At 66.9% G+C, this 17,906-nt stretch carries 13 protein-coding genes and 1 pseudogene; 8 read left to right on the forward strand and 6 right to left on the reverse strand.

Annotated elements, in window-relative coordinates:
- Positions 1 to 7 precede the first annotated feature (7 nt).
- The 3 genes from WIN67_RS11245 to WIN67_RS11255 form a co-directional block, all read right to left on the reverse strand.
- Positions 8 to 421, reverse strand: a complete 414-nt coding sequence (locus tag WIN67_RS11245) for an LIC_13387 family protein (protein WP_102880263.1) — start codon at positions 419 to 421, stop codon at positions 8 to 10.
- Positions 422 to 541: 120 nt separating this feature from the next.
- A complete protein-coding gene (locus tag WIN67_RS11250; RefSeq protein ID WP_123392682.1) occupies positions 542 to 2,314 on the reverse strand; it encodes an acyl-CoA dehydrogenase C-terminal domain-containing protein in 1,773 nt (590 codons plus the stop codon).
- A gap of 258 nt (positions 2,315 to 2,572) precedes the next feature.
- Complete coding sequence (locus WIN67_RS11255; RefSeq protein ID WP_102880266.1) at positions 2,573 to 4,195, reverse strand: acyl-CoA synthetase; 1,623 nt, start codon at positions 4,193 to 4,195, stop codon at positions 2,573 to 2,575.
- 180 nt (positions 4,196 to 4,375) lie between these two features.
- Here WIN67_RS11255 and WIN67_RS11260 point away from each other — a divergent pair, with 180 nt between their 5' ends.
- Entirely contained in the window at positions 4,376 to 6,265 is a 1,890-nt protein-coding gene (locus WIN67_RS11260) for a PAS domain S-box protein (RefSeq protein WP_339071237.1), read from the forward strand.
- Complete coding sequence (locus WIN67_RS11265; protein ID WP_268563019.1) at positions 6,262 to 6,897, forward strand: response regulator transcription factor; 636 nt, start codon at positions 6,262 to 6,264, stop codon at positions 6,895 to 6,897. The genes WIN67_RS11260 and WIN67_RS11265 overlap by 4 nt, the downstream gene beginning before the upstream one ends.
- A 9-nt stretch (positions 6,898 to 6,906) precedes the next feature.
- On the opposite strand, the gene WIN67_RS11270 is transcribed toward WIN67_RS11265, so the two are convergent.
- Positions 6,907 to 7,503, reverse strand: a complete 597-nt coding sequence (locus tag WIN67_RS11270; protein ID WP_102880269.1) for a TetR/AcrR family transcriptional regulator — start codon at positions 7,501 to 7,503, stop codon at positions 6,907 to 6,909.
- Entirely contained in the window at positions 7,496 to 8,347 is an 852-nt protein-coding gene (locus WIN67_RS11275) for a 3-hydroxybutyryl-CoA dehydrogenase (RefSeq protein WP_110653733.1), read from the reverse strand. Before WIN67_RS11275 ends, WIN67_RS11270 begins: the two co-directional genes overlap by 8 nt.
- 171 nt (positions 8,348 to 8,518) lie before the next feature.
- On the opposite strand from WIN67_RS11275, the gene WIN67_RS11280 reads away from it, so the two are divergent.
- Positions 8,519 to 9,532 (forward strand): AraC family transcriptional regulator, encoded by a 1,014-nt coding sequence (locus WIN67_RS11280; RefSeq protein ID WP_339071238.1) that lies wholly within the window; start codon positions 8,519 to 8,521, stop codon positions 9,530 to 9,532.
- Positions 9,533 to 10,169: 637 nt separating this feature from the next.
- Here WIN67_RS11280 and WIN67_RS11285 read toward each other — a convergent pair.
- Entirely contained in the window at positions 10,170 to 12,038 is a 1,869-nt protein-coding gene (locus WIN67_RS11285; protein ID WP_339071239.1) for a sigma-54-dependent Fis family transcriptional regulator, read from the reverse strand.
- Between the two features lie 355 nt (positions 12,039 to 12,393).
- Between WIN67_RS11285 and WIN67_RS11290 the strand changes: the two are divergent.
- From WIN67_RS11290 to WIN67_RS11310, 5 genes and pseudogenes are all read left to right on the forward strand, one after another.
- Positions 12,394 to 13,469: pseudogene (locus tag WIN67_RS11290) on the forward strand (ATP-NAD kinase family protein).
- Positions 13,470 to 13,471: 2 nt separating this feature from the next.
- Positions 13,472 to 14,449 (forward strand): thiamine pyrophosphate-dependent dehydrogenase E1 component subunit alpha, encoded by a 978-nt coding sequence (locus WIN67_RS11295; RefSeq protein WP_272755506.1) that lies wholly within the window; start codon positions 13,472 to 13,474, stop codon positions 14,447 to 14,449.
- Between the two features lie 30 nt (positions 14,450 to 14,479).
- Positions 14,480 to 15,493: an alpha-ketoacid dehydrogenase subunit beta gene (locus WIN67_RS11300; protein WP_102880274.1), complete on the forward strand. Its 1,014-nt coding sequence runs from the start codon at positions 14,480 to 14,482 to the stop codon at positions 15,491 to 15,493.
- A complete protein-coding gene (locus WIN67_RS11305) occupies positions 15,493 to 16,605 on the forward strand; it encodes an acetoin dehydrogenase dihydrolipoyllysine-residue acetyltransferase subunit (protein ID WP_339071243.1) in 1,113 nt (370 codons plus the stop codon). Before WIN67_RS11300 ends, WIN67_RS11305 begins: the two co-directional genes overlap by 1 nt.
- 88 nt (positions 16,606 to 16,693) lie before the next feature.
- Positions 16,694 to 17,767, forward strand: a complete 1,074-nt coding sequence (locus WIN67_RS11310) for a 2,3-butanediol dehydrogenase (protein ID WP_339071703.1) — start codon at positions 16,694 to 16,696, stop codon at positions 17,765 to 17,767.
- Positions 17,768 to 17,906: the final 139 nt, after the last annotated feature.

Here is a 17,906-nt window from a genome sequence, read left to right on the forward strand (position 1 = left end):
CTCAGGTTCAAACCAACAGCAAACCGCAGGCAGCCGCGAACAGCACCAGGGCAAGGCTGATGCCCACCAGGGGAATGCGGAACCAGTAACGAATCGCCAGCACCCACAGGCTGGCAAGAAACCCCAGGCCGATCAGCAACAAGCCACGGGCCTCCAGCAGCAGGACCGGGTGCAGCCAGGCGAGGTAGCCATAGACCAGGCCGAACAGCATGGCGCCCAGGCTGTGGCTGGCGTTGAAGCCGACCCAGGCCCGCCACAGGCTGGTCTGGCGGGTGATCATCGGCGACACTTGGCGCATGCGTTCGGCCAGGGCCGGATCACGGGGCTGGAATTTGTCGCTGGCGAAGGTGTAGATCAGGTGCAAGGTGCCGAGCAGCAGCACGATGGCTGAGCTGGCGATGATCAGGGCGGGGGCCAACACGTTTCTTCCTTGGGCGGTGCTCGGGTGCGCGGAGTATGCAGCGGCGCCCGAGGTTTTGCACCTGCGGGCGCGGTTTTTTTACCGGCACGGGGCAGGGCGGCGGGCGCCCTGCCCAGGCCCTCAGAAGTGCTCGGCGTCGAGGCCGAACAGCGAGTCACTGCCGGCGCGGATGCTCTGCTCCAGGCTGAGGATGCGCGGCAGCAGGCGGCTGAAGTAGAAGCGCGCGGTGGCCAGCTTGGCGCCGTAGAAACCGTCGTCCTCGGAGCGCTTGTGCTCGGCCACCTGGGCCATGCGCGCCCACAGATAGGCATAGGCCACGTAACCGAACAGCTGCAGGTATTCGACGCAGGCGCTGCCCACCGCGTGGGGGTTGTGCGCCGCCTGTTCGCGCAGCCAGTCGCTGAGGTCTTCCAGGCGCTGCACCGCATCCAGCAGCTCGGCGGCGTAGGCGGCGCCGGGCAGGTAGGCGTAGTCGCGGATCTCGCCGGTGAACAGGCGCAGGGCCACACCGCCATTGCCCACCACCTTGCGCCCCAACAGGTCCAGGGCCTGGATGCCATTGGTGCCTTCGTAGATCTGGGCGATGCGCACATCCCGCACCAATTGCTCCTGGCCCCACTCGCGGATGTAGCCGTGACCGCCGAAGACCTGCTGGCCGAGCACGCAGCTGTCCAGGCCGGTGTCGGTGAAGAACGCCTTGGCCACCGGGGTCAGCAGCGCCACCAGGGCCTCGGCGTTTTGGCGCTCAACGGGCTGGTCGGCGAACTTGGCCAGGTCCAGCTGCTGGCCGACGTAGCTGGCAAAGGCCCGGCCGCCTTCGGTCATGGCTTTCATGCTCAGCAGCATGCGCCGCACATCGGGGTGGACGATGATCGGGTCGGCGATCTTGTCCTTGGCCACCGGGCCGGCCGGGGAGCGGCTCTGGATGCGTTCGCGGGCGTAGGTGCGGGCGTTCTGGTAGGAGTTCTCGGCGCAGCCGATGCCCTGGATGCCGATGGACAGGCGCTCGTAGTTCATCATGGTGAACATTGCCGCCAGGCCCTTGTTGGCCTCGCCGATCAGCCAGCCGCTGGCGCCGTCGAAGTTCAGCACGCAGGTGGCCGAGGCCTTGATGCCCATCTTGTGTTCGATGGAGCCGCAGCTCACCGCGTTGGCCGCGCCGAGGTTGCCGTTGGCGTCCACATGGATCTTCGGCACCAGGAACAGCGAGATGCCCTTGGGCCCGGCCGGGGCGTCCGGCAGCTTGGCCAGCACCAGGTGGATGATGTTCTCGGTCAGGTCCTGCTCGCCGCCGGTGATGAAGATCTTGCTGCCGCTTATCCTGTAGCTGCCGTCGGCCTGGGGTTCGGCGCGGGTGCGGATGATCCCCAGGTCGGTGCCGGCGTGGGCCTCGGTCAGGCACATGGAGCCGGCCCAGCGGCCTTCGTACATCGGCGGCAGGTACAGCTGCTTGAGCGTTTCGCTGGCGTGGGCGTCGATGGCCAGGCAGGCCCCGGAGCTCAGGGCCGAGTACAGGGCGAAGCTGGAATTGGCGGCGTAGAGCATCTCTTCGAACTGCACCGCGAGCATCTTCGGCATGCCCATCCCGCCGTAGGCCGGGTTGCCGCTCAGGCCGACCCAGCCGCCCTGGATATAGGTGCTGTAGGCCTCCTTGAAACCGGCCGGGGTGCGTACCTGCCCGGCGTGCCAGCTGGCGCCTTCCTCGTCGCCGCTGCGGTTGAGCGGGGCGATCAGATTGCCGGTGACCTTGGCCGCTTCTTCGAGAATGGCGTCGGCGGTGTCACCGTCCACGGTATCGGCCAGGGCCGGCAGACGGGCCCAGAGCTTGGGCGCATTGAACACTTCATGCAGGACAAAGCGCATATCGCGCAGCGGAGCATTGAATTCGGGCATTGCAGGAACCTCGGGCAAAAGGGGAGGTTGAACGGCCGTAGCCGCATGAATCGAAAACGCCAAGCCCGCCCCCTTGTAGGAGCCGGCTTGCCGGCGAAGAGGCCCGCGAGCCATGTATCGACCTGGCCGACGCCTTCGCCGGCAAGCGGAGCGCCGCCCGGCCAGCTCCTACGAGGGATGGGCCGGTGAGAGCGCCTTCGCTGGCAAGCGGAGCGCCGCCCGGCCAGCTCCTACAGGGGCTGGGTCGGTGTATTCAGGCTAGAGGTTTTTCGCCAGGTCGCGCAGGACGAACTTCTGGATCTTGCCGGTGGAGGTCTTGGGCAATGTGCTGAAGACCACGGTGCGCGGCACCTTGAAGCCCGCCAGGTGTTCGCGGCAGAAGGCGATGATCTCGGCTTCGCTCACGTCCTGGTGATCGGCCTTGAGGGTGATGAAGGCGCAGGGGGTTTCGCCCCATTTTTCGTCGGGCCGGGCCACCACCGCTGCTTCCAGCACCGCCGGGTGGCGATAGAGCACGCCTTCCAGCTCGATGGTGGAGATGTTCTCGCCGCCGGAAATGATGATGTCCTTGAGCCGGTCGCGGATTTCGATGTAGCCGTCGGGGTGGGTCACCCCCAGGTCGCCGGTGTGGAACCAGCCGCCCTCGAAGGCTTCGGCGGTGGCGGTGGGGTTCTTCAGGTAGCCCTTCATAACGGTGTTGCCGCGCATGAAGATCTCACCGATGGTCTGGCCGTCCCGGGGCATGGGTTCGAGGGTTTTCGGATCGGCCACCATCACCCCTTCCAGGGTCGGGTAGCGCACGCCCTGGCGAGACTTGATCTGCGCCCGCTGCTCCAGCGGCAGCTCGTCCCAGGCCGCATGCCAGGCGCACAGGGTCACCGGGCCGTAGACCTCGGTCAGGCCGTAGACGTGGGTCACCTTGATGCCCATCTCCTCCACGGCGCCGATCACCTTGGCCGGTGGCGCGGCCCCGGCCACCATGGCGTTGACCGGGTGGTCGATGGCCGCCTTGGCCGAGTCCGGCATGTTCACCAGGGCATTGAGCACGATGGGCGCGCCGCACAGGTGAGTGACCTGATGCTCGCGGATCAGGTTGAGGATCTTCTGCGGGTCGACCCGGCGCAAAAACACATGCACCCCGGCCAGGGCGGTGACGGTCCAGGGGTAGCACCAGCCATTGCAGTGGAACATCGGCAGGGTCCACAGGTACACCGGGTGGTTGCCCATGGCCCAGGTCATCTGGTTGCCCAGGGCATTGAGGTAGGCGCCGCGGTGGTGATAGACCACGCCCTTGGGGTTGCCGGTGGTGCCTGAGGTGTAGTTCAGGGCGATGGCCTGCCACTCGTCGTCCGGCCACTGCCAGGCAAACTCCGGATCGCCCTCGGCAAGAAAGGCCTCGTAGTCCAGATCGCTGACCGGCTGGCCTTCGCCGTACTCGGGGTCGTCAAGGTCGATCACCAGCGGCGGGTGGTCGAGCATGGCCACGGCGGCGTGGATCACCTCATGGAACTCGCGGTCGGCGATCAGCACCTTGGCTTCGCCGTGGGCCAGCATGAAGGCGATGGCCTCGGCGTCCAGGCGTACGTTGAGGGCATTGAGCACGGCGCCGATCATCGGCACGCCAAAATGCGCTTCGAGCATCGCCGGGATGTTCGGCAGCATCACCGCCACCGTGTCGTTCTTGCCGATACCGCGCCCGGCCAGGGCCGAGGCCAGACGCCGGCAGCGGCTGTAGGTCTGGGCCCAGGTGCGGCGGATCGAACCGTGGATCACCGCCGGATAATCGGGGTAAACCGCAGCGGTGCGTTCGATGAAGCTCAAGGGGGAGAGGGCGATATGGTTGACGGCAGACGGCGCCAGGCCTTGCTCGTAGATGGACATGGTTCGGGTACCCGGTGGCTGATTATTAGCTCTATTGGCCGAGGCTTTTTGCAGGCGCTCGGTGACTTATCCGGGGTCTTTTATATACTGTTTGTCGATTGATATGGAAGTACTACCTGAGTTGTATAGTAGTTGTACTATATTGAATCTTTGCTGTTGCCACCCACAGGTTGATCGACCATGCCCACCTCCACCCACCTGAGTCGCTGGCTGCAGCTCCAGCGTGAAGGCCGCTTGCCGGACTCGCTCTGGCTCGGCCACGACCCGCAACCGAGCCTGCTGCTGGACGCCCGGGCGCAGCCGCTGGACCTCAACCCGGCGCTGCGCCAGTGGCTGGACGATGCGGCCACTGGCGATCTCGCGGCGCTGCTGCCGATCAACCACCCGGCCCTGGTACGGGCCTGCCTGGAGCAACAGCGCGCCATCGAACAGGTGGAAGCCCAGTGGGGCGAGCGCATCCTGCTCTGGAGCTTTATCCCTGACCCGCACCGGCAGCGGGTATTGGCCCGCTGCCAAGAGGCCACGACCCAGGTCCAGGCCGAGCGCGAGTCGGCCAGGGCCCGGCGCCTGTATCGGCTGATCACCGAAAACACCACCGACCTGATTTCCCGGCACACCCCGGACGGCACCTTCCTCGACGCCTCGCCGGCGTCCTGGACCCTGTTGGGCTACTGGCCGGAACAACTGCGCGGCCTGCTGGCCCGCAGCCTGTTCCACAGTCAGGATCTGGCCGGGCTGATGCAGCGCACTCAGGACGCCCTGGAGCAGGACGGCTACCACACCATGACCTACCGCATCCGCCATTGCGACGGTCATTACCTGTGGTTCGAAACCGCCTGCCGCGGCATCCGCGACACCTACACCGGGACCGTGGTGGAAGTGGTGGCGGTGTCCCGGGACATCACCGCCCGGGTCCAGGCCGAGGAGAACAAACGGCGCCTGGCGGAAGTGGTGGAAGCCAACCCCGACCCGGTGCTGTTCATCCAGCCCGGGGGCGCGGTGACCTACCTCAACCCGGCCGCGCGGCGCACCCTGGGGCTTGCCGCCGGGCAGGCGATGCCGGAGCTGGCGGCGATCCTCAGCCAGGAAGTGCTGCAGAGCCTGCAACAGGAAGGCTGGAGCTGTGCCGAGCGCAGCGGCCGCTGGAGCGTCGAGACGCGCCTGCAACCCCCGGCCGGCGGCGGTTCGGTGCCGGTGTCGCTGATGCTCCTGGCCCATCGCGCCGCCAGCGGCGAGCGTTTCTATTCCCTGGTGGCCCACGACCAGAGCGAGCGCGAACTGCGCGAAGCCCAGCAGCGCCATCACCAGGACGAGCTGGCCCACACGGCGCGCCTGGTGACCCTGGGCGAACTGGCCTCGGGCATCGCCCACGAGATCAACCAGCCCCTGGCGGCGGTGGTCAATTACGCCAACGCCAGCCAACGTTATTTGCAGGCCCTGGACACCCAGCCCGACGCCGCCCGCAAGGTCGCCCAGGGCCTGGAGCGGATCGCCGAACAGGCGACCCACGCCGCCGAAGTGATCAAGCGCTTGCGGGCCTTTCTGCGCAAGGGCGGGCGCCGGGTGCAGGCCCTGGACCTCGCCGAAGTGGCCCGGGAAACCGTGCGCCTGTGCGCCTGGGAAGCCCAGTCCAGCCAGGTGACGATCGACTTGCAGCTGGCGGATAATCTGCCGCCGGTGTACGCCGACCGGGTGCTGCTGGAGCAGGTGCTGCTGAACCTGTTGCGCAACGCCATCGAGGCCAATCGCGAAGTGCATCCACAGCAAGGCTCGCACATTGTGCTGGGCGCCGAAGCGGCGGCCGAAGGCGGGGTGCGGATCAGCGTCAGCGACCAGGGCCCCGGGGTGTCTGCCGAGCAGTTGCCCCAGCTGTTCACCCCGTTCTACACCAGCAAGGCCAACGGCCTGGGGCTCGGACTGTCCATGAGCCGCAGCATCGTCGAAGGCTTTGGTGGCGACTTGCAGGCTCAGCTCCAGGAGCGTGGCTTGACGATGTGCTGCCACCTGCCGGCCACGGCCCCGGCCGATCCCGATTCAGCTTCCCACCCGACAACAGGAGCAAGGCAATGACAAGTGAGGCGCAGCAGCTGGTGTACGTGGTCGACGACGACCCGGGCATGCTCGACTCCACCGTCTGGCTCCTGGAGTCGGTGGGCCTCAAGGCGCTGCCGTTCACCAGCGGCCGCGAGTTTCTCGAACACTGCGACCCCAGCCTCAATGCCTGCGTGCTGCTGGATGTGCGCATGCCCGGCATGGGCGGGCTGAATGTCCAGGAAGAGTTGCGCCAGCGCGATATCCACCTGCCGCTGATCTTTGTCAGCGGCCACGCCGACGTGCCCATCGTGGTCCGCGCCTTCAAGGCCGGGGCGGTGGATTTCATCGAGAAGCCCTACAACGAACAGCTGCTGCTGGACAGCGTGCAGCAGGCCCTGAGCCGCGCCGACCGCCATCAGCACCAGAGCGCCGGGCAGGCCCGGGTGCAAGGTTTGCTGGAGAGCCTGACGCCACGGGAGAAGGACGTGTTGCTGCCGCTGGTGCAGGGCTATAGCAACCGCGAGATCGCCGAGCAACTGGGGGTCAGCGTCAAGACCATCGACCTGTACCGCTCACGGGTGATGAAGCGCATGCAGGCCGAGCACCTGCCGCAACTGGTGGGCATGGCGATTGCCGCCGGGCTGGTGGACCCCCTGCAACTGCGCTGAGGCTCAGGCTCAGGCCACCGCGCTGTGCAGCGGCGCGCCCCCCAGCAGGCGCTCGATGGCGCCGCTGAGCAGGTTTTCCAGCAGGGCTTCGCGTTCACGCTCGGCCAGCGGTTGCTCGCTGAACCAGCTGGGGGCGCTGTTGAGCAGGTTGGCCAGGGCATGGGCGGCGGCGCGCTGGGCCTGCGGACCTAGGCCGGGCGGGGTGCCCAGCAGTTGCAGCAGCTGTTGCTCGTAACGCTCGCGCAATTGCCCGACCCGCAACTGCTGGTCGGGATTGAGGCAGCCGCTGTCACGCTCCACCAAGCGGAAATGCCGCGGCAATTCCCGGTGCAGCTTCAAGTGGGCGCGGATCAGCGCCGGCAGGCAGTCACCCTGCAACTTGCGCCGTTGCAGGCGCTTGAGGGTGCTGTGCAGCTCATCGAAAAACTCTTCGATCAGGTCCAGCAGCAGGTGCTGCTTGCTCGGGTAATGGTGGTACAGCGAGCCCGGGGTCAGCCCCAGATGGCTCGCCAGCTCACGCATGCCGACCTGGCCGAAGCCCTTGCTGGCGAACAGCTCCAGGGCCTTGTCGCGGCTGTCGGCAAAGCGTGAGCAGCGCTCAGCCATAGGTATGGAAACCCCGACCGGTCTTGCGCCCCAGGTAACCGGCGGCAACCATTTCCTTGAGCAGCGGCGCGGGACGGTACTTGCTGTCGTTGAAGCCGTCGTAGAAGGCTTCGAGGATCGCCAGCAGGGTGTCCAGGCCGATCAGGTCGGCCAGGGCCAGCGGGCCGATGGGCTGGTTGCAGCCCAGGCGCATGCCGGCGTCGATGTCCTCGGCGCTGGCCAGGCCTTCCTGGAACACCAGGATCGCCTCGTTGATCATCGGCACCAGGATGCGGTTGACCACAAACCCCGGGCGGTTACCGGCGGTGATCGCGGTCTTGCCCAGGCGCTCGGCCATGTTCATGGCCAGGGCGTGGGTCGCATCGCTGGTCTGCAGGCCGCGGATCACTTCGATCAGGCCCATCACCGGCACCGGGTTGAAAAAATGCAGGCCGATAAAGCGCTCCGGCGCGCTGACGCTGGCCGCCAGCTGGGTGATGGACAGCGACGAGGTGTTGGAGGCGATCACGCACTCGGCGCTGACCTGGGCGGCGATCTGCTGCAGCACCTTGAGCTTGAGGTCGAGGTTCTCGGTGGCGGCTTCGATCACCAGTTGCGCGTCCTTGAGCACGCTGTAATCGGTGCTGATGCGGATCTTGTCCAGGGCGGCGCGCTTGTCGTCTTCGCTCAAGGTGCCTTTGCTCACCTGACGGTCGAGGTTCTTGCCGATGGTGGCCAGGGCCTTGTCCAGGGCGCCCTGGGCGATGTCCAGCAGGGTCACGTCGAAGCCCGCCTGGGCGCAGACCTGGGCGATACCGTTGCCCATGGTGCCGGCGCCGATCACCCCGATATTTGCAAGATTCATCTTCAGCTCTTCCTTTGTTCATGGCCTTCGCGGAGCATGGCGCGGTTGCCTTGCCCTGCGGGTTATCCAGCGCGAGTCTAGAGCCGCACACGGTGGCCGGCCTATGCCAAAAGCGGTCAAGGGTGCTGGCGTTTTTTGCCATAGGTCCAGCTACGGGAGCACAGCCTCTACATGCGTGAAACGGATTCGGTCGCGGTCTATTTTGTCCGGGTGATGACCCACGCCCTGCGCCAGCAGCCGGCGCGGCTGGCGGCGGTACTGAGCGAGGCCGGCATCGACCCGGCGCTGCTCGACCAGCCCCGGGCGCGGGTGCCCGGCAGTGCCTTTGCCGCCCTGTGGCTGATCCAGATCCGCGAGTTGCAGGACGAATTCTTCCAGCTCGACTCCCGCGGCATGCCGCCGGGGGCTTTCGCCCTGATCTGCCGCGGACTGATCCAGGAGCCCAACCTGGAAAAGGCCTTGCGCCAGTGCCTGAACAACTTTGGCCTGTTTTTACGGGACGTCGGCGCCAGCCTCAGCTTGCGGGGCAAGCGCGCGGTGATCAGCCTGGACAGCCGCTGCGACGATCCGCTGCGTAGCCATTACGCCGAGGAAACCCTGCTGGTGCTGATCATCAGCCTGTTGTGCTGGCTCGGCGGGCGGCGGATTCCCATCGACCGCGCCGATTTTCGTCATTCACGCCTGAGCCTCAGCGACGACCCGCTGCTGTGGGGCAGCAACCTGACCTGGAACGCCGGGCGCACCGAGATCGAATTTGCCAGTCGCTTTTTGCGCCTGCCGGTGGTTCAGGATTTGGCCTCGCTCAAGGTGTTCCTGCGCAGCGCCCCGCAGTGGCTGGTGATCCGCTTTCGCAACCAGCACGGCCTGACCCGCCAGGTGCACCAACGCCTGCGCAGCAGTCACTACAGCCAGTGGCCGACCCTGGAAGCCTTCGCCCGCGAAGTGCAGATGAGCGCCAGCACCCTGCGCCGGCGCCTGGAGCGCGAGGGCGGCTCCTATCAAGAGATCAAGGACGAAGTACGCCGCGGCGTGGCCGTCGAACTGCTACGCCGCACCAGCGTCAGCATCAGCGAGATTGCCGAACTCACCGGCTTCCAAGAGCCCAGCGCCTTCCACCGCGCGTTCAAGAAATGGACCGGCGAAAGCCCCGGGCGCTACCGCGCCCGCCTCAACCCAACCCTGTAGCCGCTGCCGCAGGCTGCGTACGGCTCCGCAGGAGACGCGGGGATTTTGAAGGCGCTGAAGATTCGGCGGGAGATCGCCAAGCAAGGCCCTGCGGGCCTTTGCGCAGCTTCGCAGGCTCAGCAGCGGCTACACAGACCAGGGATCGCAGGGCCGCTTCCTGTAGCCGCTGCCGCAGGCTGCGCACGGCTGTGCAGGAGACGCGGGGATTTTGAAGGCGCTGAAGATTCTGCGGGAGACCGCCAAGCAAGGCCCTGCGGACCTTTGCGCAGCTTCGCGGGCTCAGCAGCGGCTACACGGACCGCAGGGATCGCAGGGGCGGTTCCTGTAGCCGCTGCCGCAGGCTGCGCACGGCTCCGCAGGAGACGCGGGGATCTTGAAGGCGCTGAAGATTCGGCGGGAGATCGCCAAGCAAGGCCCTGCGGGCCTTTGCGCAGCTTCGCAGGCTCAGCAGCGGCTACACAGAGCGCAGGGATCGCAGGGCCGCTTCCTGTAGCCGCTGCCGCAGGCTGCGCACGGCTCCGCAGGAGACGCGGGGATTTTGAAGGCGCTGTAGATTCGGCGGGAGACCGCCAGGCAAGGCCCTGCGGGCCTTTGCGCAGCTTCGCGGGCTCAGCAGCGGCTACAGGTTTTCATTGGGTTAGGCCGGGCTGCGGCCGGGCATCTGGATGCCGTGCTGTTGCACGCGGCGGTACAGGGTGGCGCGGGAAATGCCCAGGGCCTTGGCCGCCGCGACGGGTTTCCAGCGGTGGCGCACCAGGGCGTCGAGCAGGGCCTGGCGCTCGGGGCTGGTGGCGGTTTCCAGGGCGGGCAGGGCGCCTTCGGCGGCTGTGCCACGCAGTTGTTCGGGCAAGTCATGCAGTTGGATCAGCGGCCCTTCGCACACGGCGCAGGCGTAGCGCAGCACGTGGCGCAATTGCCGCACGTTGCCCGGCCAGCGGTAGCCCAGCAGGCATTCCAGCGCCGCATTGCCCAGTTGCACCGGCGCGCCACAGCGCTTGGATTCTTCTTCGACAATCTGTGTGATCAGCGCCAGCCGGTCGCTGCGTTCGCGCAGCGGCGGCAGCTGAAAGCGCGCGCCACCGAGGCGGAAATACAGGTCTTCGCGAAAGCTGCCCTCGGCCACCAGCGCTTCCAGGTCGCGGTGGGTGGCGCAGATCACCTGGATATCCACCGCCTTGCGCTGCGCGGCCCCCAGCGGCGCCACTTCACCCTCGGCCAGCACCCGCAGCAGGCGGGTCTGCAAGGCCAGGGGCATGTCGCCGATTTCATCGAGGAACAGGGTGCCGCCATCGGCCTGTTGCAGCAGCCCTTGCATGCCCTTGTTCGAGGCCCCGGTAAAGGCCCCGGCGACGTAGCCGAACAGCTCGCTTTCGATCAGGTTCTCGGGTATCGCCGCGCAGTTCACCGCGACAAAGGGCCGGTCCCGGCGCTGGCTGGCCTGGTGCAGCTGGCGGGCGAAGACTTCCTTGCCGGAGCCGGTCTCGCCCTGGATCAGCACTGGCAGGTGGCGGTCCTTGACCCGCACCGCCAGGCGCAGGCTCTGTTCCACTCGCGGGTCCAGCGGTTCGCCGGCCAGGCTCAGGCGCGGGCGACTCTGGGGCCGGCGCGGCGCCTGCAAGCGGCCGTGCAGCTCGGCGGACAGCGGGCACAGGGCTTCGTCCCGGGCGCGCTGCAACAGCTGCGGGTCGAACACCTGGGTGATGTGCTGCGGCAAGCGGCCATAGCGGCGCAGCAGGTAATGGCGCGCCGCCGGGTTCAGGGCCCGCAGGCAACCGTCGTCGTCCCAGGCCAGCAGGTAATCCGGCTGGCTGTCGACATAGCCCGGGCTGGCATGGGCCCGCAGCACCCAGTAGCCCTGGGCGCTGTTCATGAAGAACGCCTGTTCGATCTCCCGCGCGCTCTGCACCACCATCTGTCGGATCAGGTGCTGGGAACGGCGGTCATCCGGGGAGCGCACTGCCGACACGTCCAGCACCCCCAGCAGCTCGCCCTGGGGGTCGAACACCGGCGCGGCGGAGCAGGTCAGGCCGATGAAGGCGGCGCGAAAATGATCGCGCTTGTGCACGGTGATCGGTGTGCGCGCGGTGAGCACCGCCGCCACGCCGCAGGTGCCTTCTTCACCCTCCGACCAGCAGGTGCCCAGGTACAGCCCGGCCTTGCGGCAGTCGTTGCGCAGGGTGGACTCCACTCGGTAGTCGATGGTCTGGCCCTGGGCGTCGGTGAGCAGCACGCAGTAGTCGGCGTCGCGCACCCGGCCATGCAGGCGCGCCACTTCTTCGCTGGCAATGCGCAGGAACAGCTCGGAGCGCTCACGGCATTCCTTGAGCACGTTTTCGGACAGGATGCGCGGCCCCTGCAGCGAGCCGGGGTCCAGCTGGTGCTGCTCCATGGAGCGCCGCCACGAATCGAGGATCAGGCTCGGCACCGGCGCCTGGGGCAGGTGCGTGGCGTTTTTCAGGACCCGGCTGACGCAGTCCACATGGGCTTTGGAATGTGCGGAAAGCATGAAGGCCTCCGGTTGCAGCTTCTTATCGTTGTCGGCGCATTAAGCGCCGATCCGCCGCCCTCGACAAGCACCGAACGCCGCCGGGACGGCAGTGAGACGCAACGTCTCAAGGTCTCGCCCAGGCCCCGTGCAGCCTGACATGCAACGTCTCACGGGCGGCTGGCTTCAACGCGCCGCAGCAAGCACGTCAGCCGCTCTGGAACAGCCTTTTGCAGAGGTTTTCCGACACCTGGCACCGGCCTTGCTCTGGCCCTTGGCAACCAGACTCCGGCAACCCGCGTCGACTGGCCCATCGAAGAATAAGAACGAGGTGCCCGATGTTTTCTCCTGCCTGTGCTCCGCCCGCGGTGAGCCCATGAACCGCCGCCCCCTGACCGTTGGCATCATCGCCAACCCGGCCTCGGGCCGTGATGTGCGCCGCCTTACCGCCAACGCCGGGCTGTTCTCCAGCACCGACAAGGTCTCGGTGATCCAGCGCCTGCTGGCGGCCTTTGGCGCCACCGGCATCACCCAGGTGCTGATGCCCACCGACATGACCGGCATCGCCGCCGCGGTGCAGAAAAACAGCCGCAGCCGCCAGGCCCGGGAGCAGCACTGGCCGGCCCTGGAGTTCCTCGACCTGACCCTGCGCCAGAGCGTCGAGGACACCCGTCAGGCCGCGCGCTGGATGGCCGAGCGCGAGGTGTCGCTGATCGCCGTGCTCGGGGGCGACGGCACCCACAAGGCGGTGGCCGCCGAGGTCGGTGACATTCCGCTGCTGACCCTGTCCACCGGCACCAACAACGCCTTTCCGGAACTGCGCGAAGCCACCAGCGCCGGGCTGGCCGGTGGGCTCTACGCCAGCGGCCGGGTGCCCGCCGAGATCGCCCTGCGGCGCAACAAGCGGCTGCTGGTGCGCGAGCCGTCCCGGGGCCTGTGCGAGGTGGCCCTGGTGGATGTGGCGGTGTCGCCCCTGGCCTTTGTCGGCGCCCGGGCCATCAGCCGCGCCAGCGATCTGGCCGAGGTCTTCGTGACCTTTGCCGAGCCCCAGTCCATCGGCATTTCCGCCCTTTGCGGGCTGTGGCTGCCAGTGACTCGCCAGGAACCCCACGGCGCCTGGATGCGCCTGGACCCGCAATCCCCCGAAGCGCTGCTGGTGCCCCTGGCCCCCGGCCTGCTGCAGGGCTGCGGCGTGCTGGAGTCCGGTTACCTGCAACCCGACGTGCCCCAGCCCCTGTGCCTGAGCGCCGGCACCCTGGCCCTGGATGGCGAGCGCGAGATCGAATTCAACCCCCACGACCGGCCCACGGTCACCCTGGATGCCGGCGGCCCGCTGAGCATCGACGTCAACGCGGTCCTGGCACACGCGGCGCGCCAGCGCCTGCTGGCCATCGACCGCGATCACCGGCAACACCCCGTGAACCTTCAGTCCGAAGACACCCTGGAGAATAAAAATGTCGACACCCCTGACCACTGACCAGTTGCTCCACGCCTACCGGGTGATGCGCACCATCCGCGCATTCGAAGAACGCCTGCACGTGGAATTCGCCACCGGCGAGATCCCCGGTTTCGTCCACCTCTACGCCGGGGAAGAAGCCTCCGCCGCCGGGGTCATGGCCCACCTGCGCGACGACGACTGCATCGCCTCCAACCACCGCGGCCACGGCCATTGCATCGCCAAGGGCGTGGACGTCTTTGGGATGATGGCGGAGATCTACGGCAAGAAGACCGGGGTCTGCCAGGGCAAGGGCGGCTCCATGCACATCGCCGATTTCGAGAAGGGCATGCTCGGCGCCAACGGCATCGTCGGTGCCGGGGCGCCGCTGGTGGTGGGTGCGGCCCTGGCCGCCCGGCTGCAAGGCACCGACGGTGTGTCGGTGGTGTTCTTCGGTGATGGCGGCTCCAACGAGGGCGCGGTGTTCGAGGCCATGAACATGGCCTCGGTGTGGAACCTGCCGTGCCTGTTCATCGCCGAGAACAATGGCTACGCCGAAGCCACGGCGTCCAACTGGTCGGTGGCCTGCGACCACATCGCCGACCGCGCCGCCGGTTTCGGCATGCCCGGGGTGACGGTGGATGGCTTTGATTTCTTTGCCGTGCACGAAGCCGCCGGCGCCGCCGTAGAGCGGGCCCGGGCCGGGGAGGGGCCGTCGCTGATCGAGGTCAAGCTGACCCGCTACTACGGCCACTTCGAGGGCGACGCCCAGACCTACCGCGCGCCGGATGAGGTCAAGCATTACCGCGAGCACAACGACTGCCTGATGCAGTTCCGCGAACGCACCACCCGTTCGGGGCTGGTGCAGGCCAGCCAGCTGGATCAGATCGATGCCGAGGTGGAAGCGCTGATCGAAGACGCGGTGCGCAAGGCCAAGTCCGACCCCAAGCCGAGCCCCGCCGACCTGCTCAGCGACGTCTACGTCGCCTACCCATAACGCCCCACAGAACAACAAGAGACCACCATCATGGCGAGAAAAATCAGTTACCAGCAGGCCATCAACGAAGCCCTGGCCCAGGAAATGCGGCGCGACCCCAGCGTGTTCATCATGGGTGAAGACGTGGCGGGCGGCGCCGGCGCCCCCGGCGACAACGACGCCTGGGGCGGTGTGCTCGGGGTGACTAAGGGCCTCTACCATCAATTCCCCGGACGGGTGCTGGACACACCGCTGTCGGAAATCGGCTACGTCGGTGCCGCGGTCGGCGCCGCCACCCGTGGCGTACGCCCGGTGTGCGAGCTGATGTTCGTCGACTTCGCCGGCTGCTGCCTGGACCAGATCCTCAATCAGGCGGCGAAGTTTCGCTACATGTTCGGCGGCAAGGCCCAGACTCCGCTGGTGATCCGCACCATGGTCGGCGCCGGCCTGCGCGCTGCGGCCCAGCACTCGCAGATGCTGACCTCGCTGTGGACCCACATCCCCGGGCTGAAAGTGGTCTGCCCCTCGTCGCCCTACGACGCCAAGGGCCTGTTGATCCAGGCCATCCGCGACAACGACCCGGTGATCTTCTGCGAGCACAAAATGCTCTACAGCCTGCAGGGCGACGTGCCGGAAGAGTCCTACGCGATTCCCTTCGGCGAGGCCAACTTCCTGCGCGACGGCAAGGACGTGACCCTGGTGTCCTACGGGCGCACGGTGAACACCGCCCTGGACGCGGCGCGCAGCCTGGCCGGGCGCGGCATCGATTGCGAGGTGATCGACCTGCGCACCACCAGCCCGCTGGATGAAGACAGCATCCTGGAAAGCGTGGAGAAGACCGGGCGCCTGGTGGTGATCGACGAAGCCAACCCGCGCTGCTCCATGGCCACCGACATCTCGGCCCTGGTGGCGCAAAAAGCCTTCGCCTCCCTCAAGGCGCCGATCGAAATGGTCACCGCGCCCCATACACCAGTGCCGTTCTCCGACGCCCTGGAAGACCTGTACATCCCCGACGCGGCGAAGATCGAAAAAGCCGTGCTCACTGTGATCGAGTGGAGCCGCTGATGAGCCAGATCCATACCCTGACCATGCCCAAGTGGGGCCTGTCGATGACCGAGGGCCGGGTCGATGCCTGGCTCAAGGAAGAAGGCCAGAGCATCAGCAAGGGCGATGAAGTGCTGGACGTGGAGACCGACAAGATCTCCAGCAGCGTCGAGGCGCCGTTCTCCGGCATCCTGCGCCGGCAGATCGCCCGCCAGGACGAGACCCTGGCGGTGGGCGCGCTGCTGGGCATCGTGGTCGAAGGCGAAGCCAGCGACGCCGAGATCGACGCGGTGATCGAGCAGTTCCAGGCCAGCTTCGTGCCCGGCGACAGCGCCGACGAAGACAGTGGCCCGGCGCCGCAGAAGGTCGAGCTTGGCGGCCGCTTGATCCGTTATTTCGAAAGGGGCGAAGGCGGCATGCCGCTGGTGCTGGTGCACGGCTTTGGCGGCGACCTCAACAACTGGCTGTTCAACCACGAAGCCCTGGCCGCCGGGCGCCGGGTGATTGCCCTCGACCTGCCGGGCCACGGCGAATCGACCAAGGCCCTGCAACGCGGCGACCTAGATGAATTGAGCGAAGTGCTGCTGGCATTACTGGATCACCTGGAGATTCCCGTGGCCCATCTGGTAGGCCATTCCATGGGCGGCGCGGTGTCCCTCAACACCGCGCGGCTGGCGCCGGACCGCGTGCGCACCCTGACCCTGATCGGCAGCGCCGGGCTGGGCGCTGAGATCAACGGCGACTACCTGCAAGGCTTCGTCGAGGCCAGCAACCGCAATGCGCTGAAGCCGCAACTGGTGCAGCTGTTCTCCAATGCCGAGCTGGTGAACCGGCAGATGCTCGACGACATGCTCAAGTACAAGCGCCTGGAAGGGGTGCAAGCGGCCCTCGGGCAACTGGCCGGCAAGCTGTTCGCCGATGGCCGCCAGCAGGCCGACCTGCGCCCGGTGGTGCAGGACGGCGCACAGCCGGTGCTGGTGATCTGGGGCAGTGACGACCGGATCATTCCGGCGAGCCACAGCGCCGATCTCAAGGCGCAGATCGAGGTGCTGCCGGGGCAGGGGCACATGCTGCAGATGGAAGCGGCGGAGCAGGTCAACCGCCTGATCCTCGACTTTATCCGCCAGCACTGAGGTGTGCTGCGGCGGCCAGGGGGCCGTCGCAGCTCTACAAGAATATGGAGAAGCCAAGATGAGTGTTTCCCTCAAATCCGTTCCGAGCATGCGCGCCGCGGTCTGGCACGGCCGCCACGATATCCGCGTCGAAGATGTACCGCTGCCCGACGCGCCGCCCGCCGGCTGGGTGCAGATTCGCGTCGACTGGTGCGGCATCTGCGGTTCCGACCTGCACGAATACGTGGCCGGGCCGGTGTTCATTCCGGTGGACGCGCCGCATCCGCTGACCGGGATCAAAGGCCAGTGCATCCTCGGCCACGAGTTCTGCGGCGAGATCGTCGCCCTGGGCGAAGGGGTCCAGGGTTTCAGCCTCGGTCAGCCGGTGGCCGCCGACGCCTGCCAGCACTGTGGCACCTGCTACTACTGCACCCACGGCCTGTACAACATCTGCGAAAACCTGGCCTTTACCGGGCTGATGAACAACGGCGCCTTCGCTGAATTGGTCAACGTGCCGGCCAACCTGCTGTACGCCTTGCCGGCCAACTTTCCCGCCGAGGCCGGAGCGCTGATCGAGCCGCTGGCGGTGGGCATGCACGCGGTGAAAAAAACCGGCAGTTTGTTGGGGCAGAACGTGGTGGTGGTCGGCGCCGGCACCATCGGCCTGTGCACCATCATGTGCGCCAAGGCCGCAGGCGCGGCCCAGGTGATTGCCCTGGAAATGTCCGGCGCGCGCAAGGCCAAGGCCCTGGAGGTGGGCGCGACCCACGTGCTCGATCCCAAGGAATGCGACGCCCTGGCCGAGGTCAAGCGCCTGACCGGCGGATTGGGCGCCGATGTCAGCTTTGAGTGCATCGGCAACAAGCACACCGCCAAGCTGGCCATCGACCTGATCCGCAAGGCCGGCAAATGCGTGCTGGTGGGAATCTTCGAAGAGCCCAGCGAGTTCAACTTCTTCGAACTGGTGGCCACCGAGAAAACGGTGCTGGGGGCCCTGGCCTACAACGGTGAATTCGCCGATGTGATCGCCTTTATCGCTGATGGCCGGCTGGACATCGCGCCGCTGGTGACCGGGCGCATCCAGCTGGAAGAGATCGTTGGCCAGGGCTTCGAGGAGCTGGTCAACAACAAGGAACACAACGTCAAGATCATCGTTTCCCCCGGTCAGTTGCGACGCTCGTAAGCGAGCGATTTGGCGATGGTCGGCAGCGGCCATCGCACTTTTTTACAGTTTTGCGTTCTATCACCAGGCCTGGCCGCGCCGATCCCCGCCGCAGCCCGTGAATTTCGACCCGGTGCCGATGGCCTACGCTCCCTCTTCT

The organism is Pseudomonas idahonensis, assembly GCF_037903935.1.
Taxonomy (GTDB): Bacteria; Pseudomonadota; Gammaproteobacteria; order Pseudomonadales; family Pseudomonadaceae; genus Aquipseudomonas; species Aquipseudomonas danubii.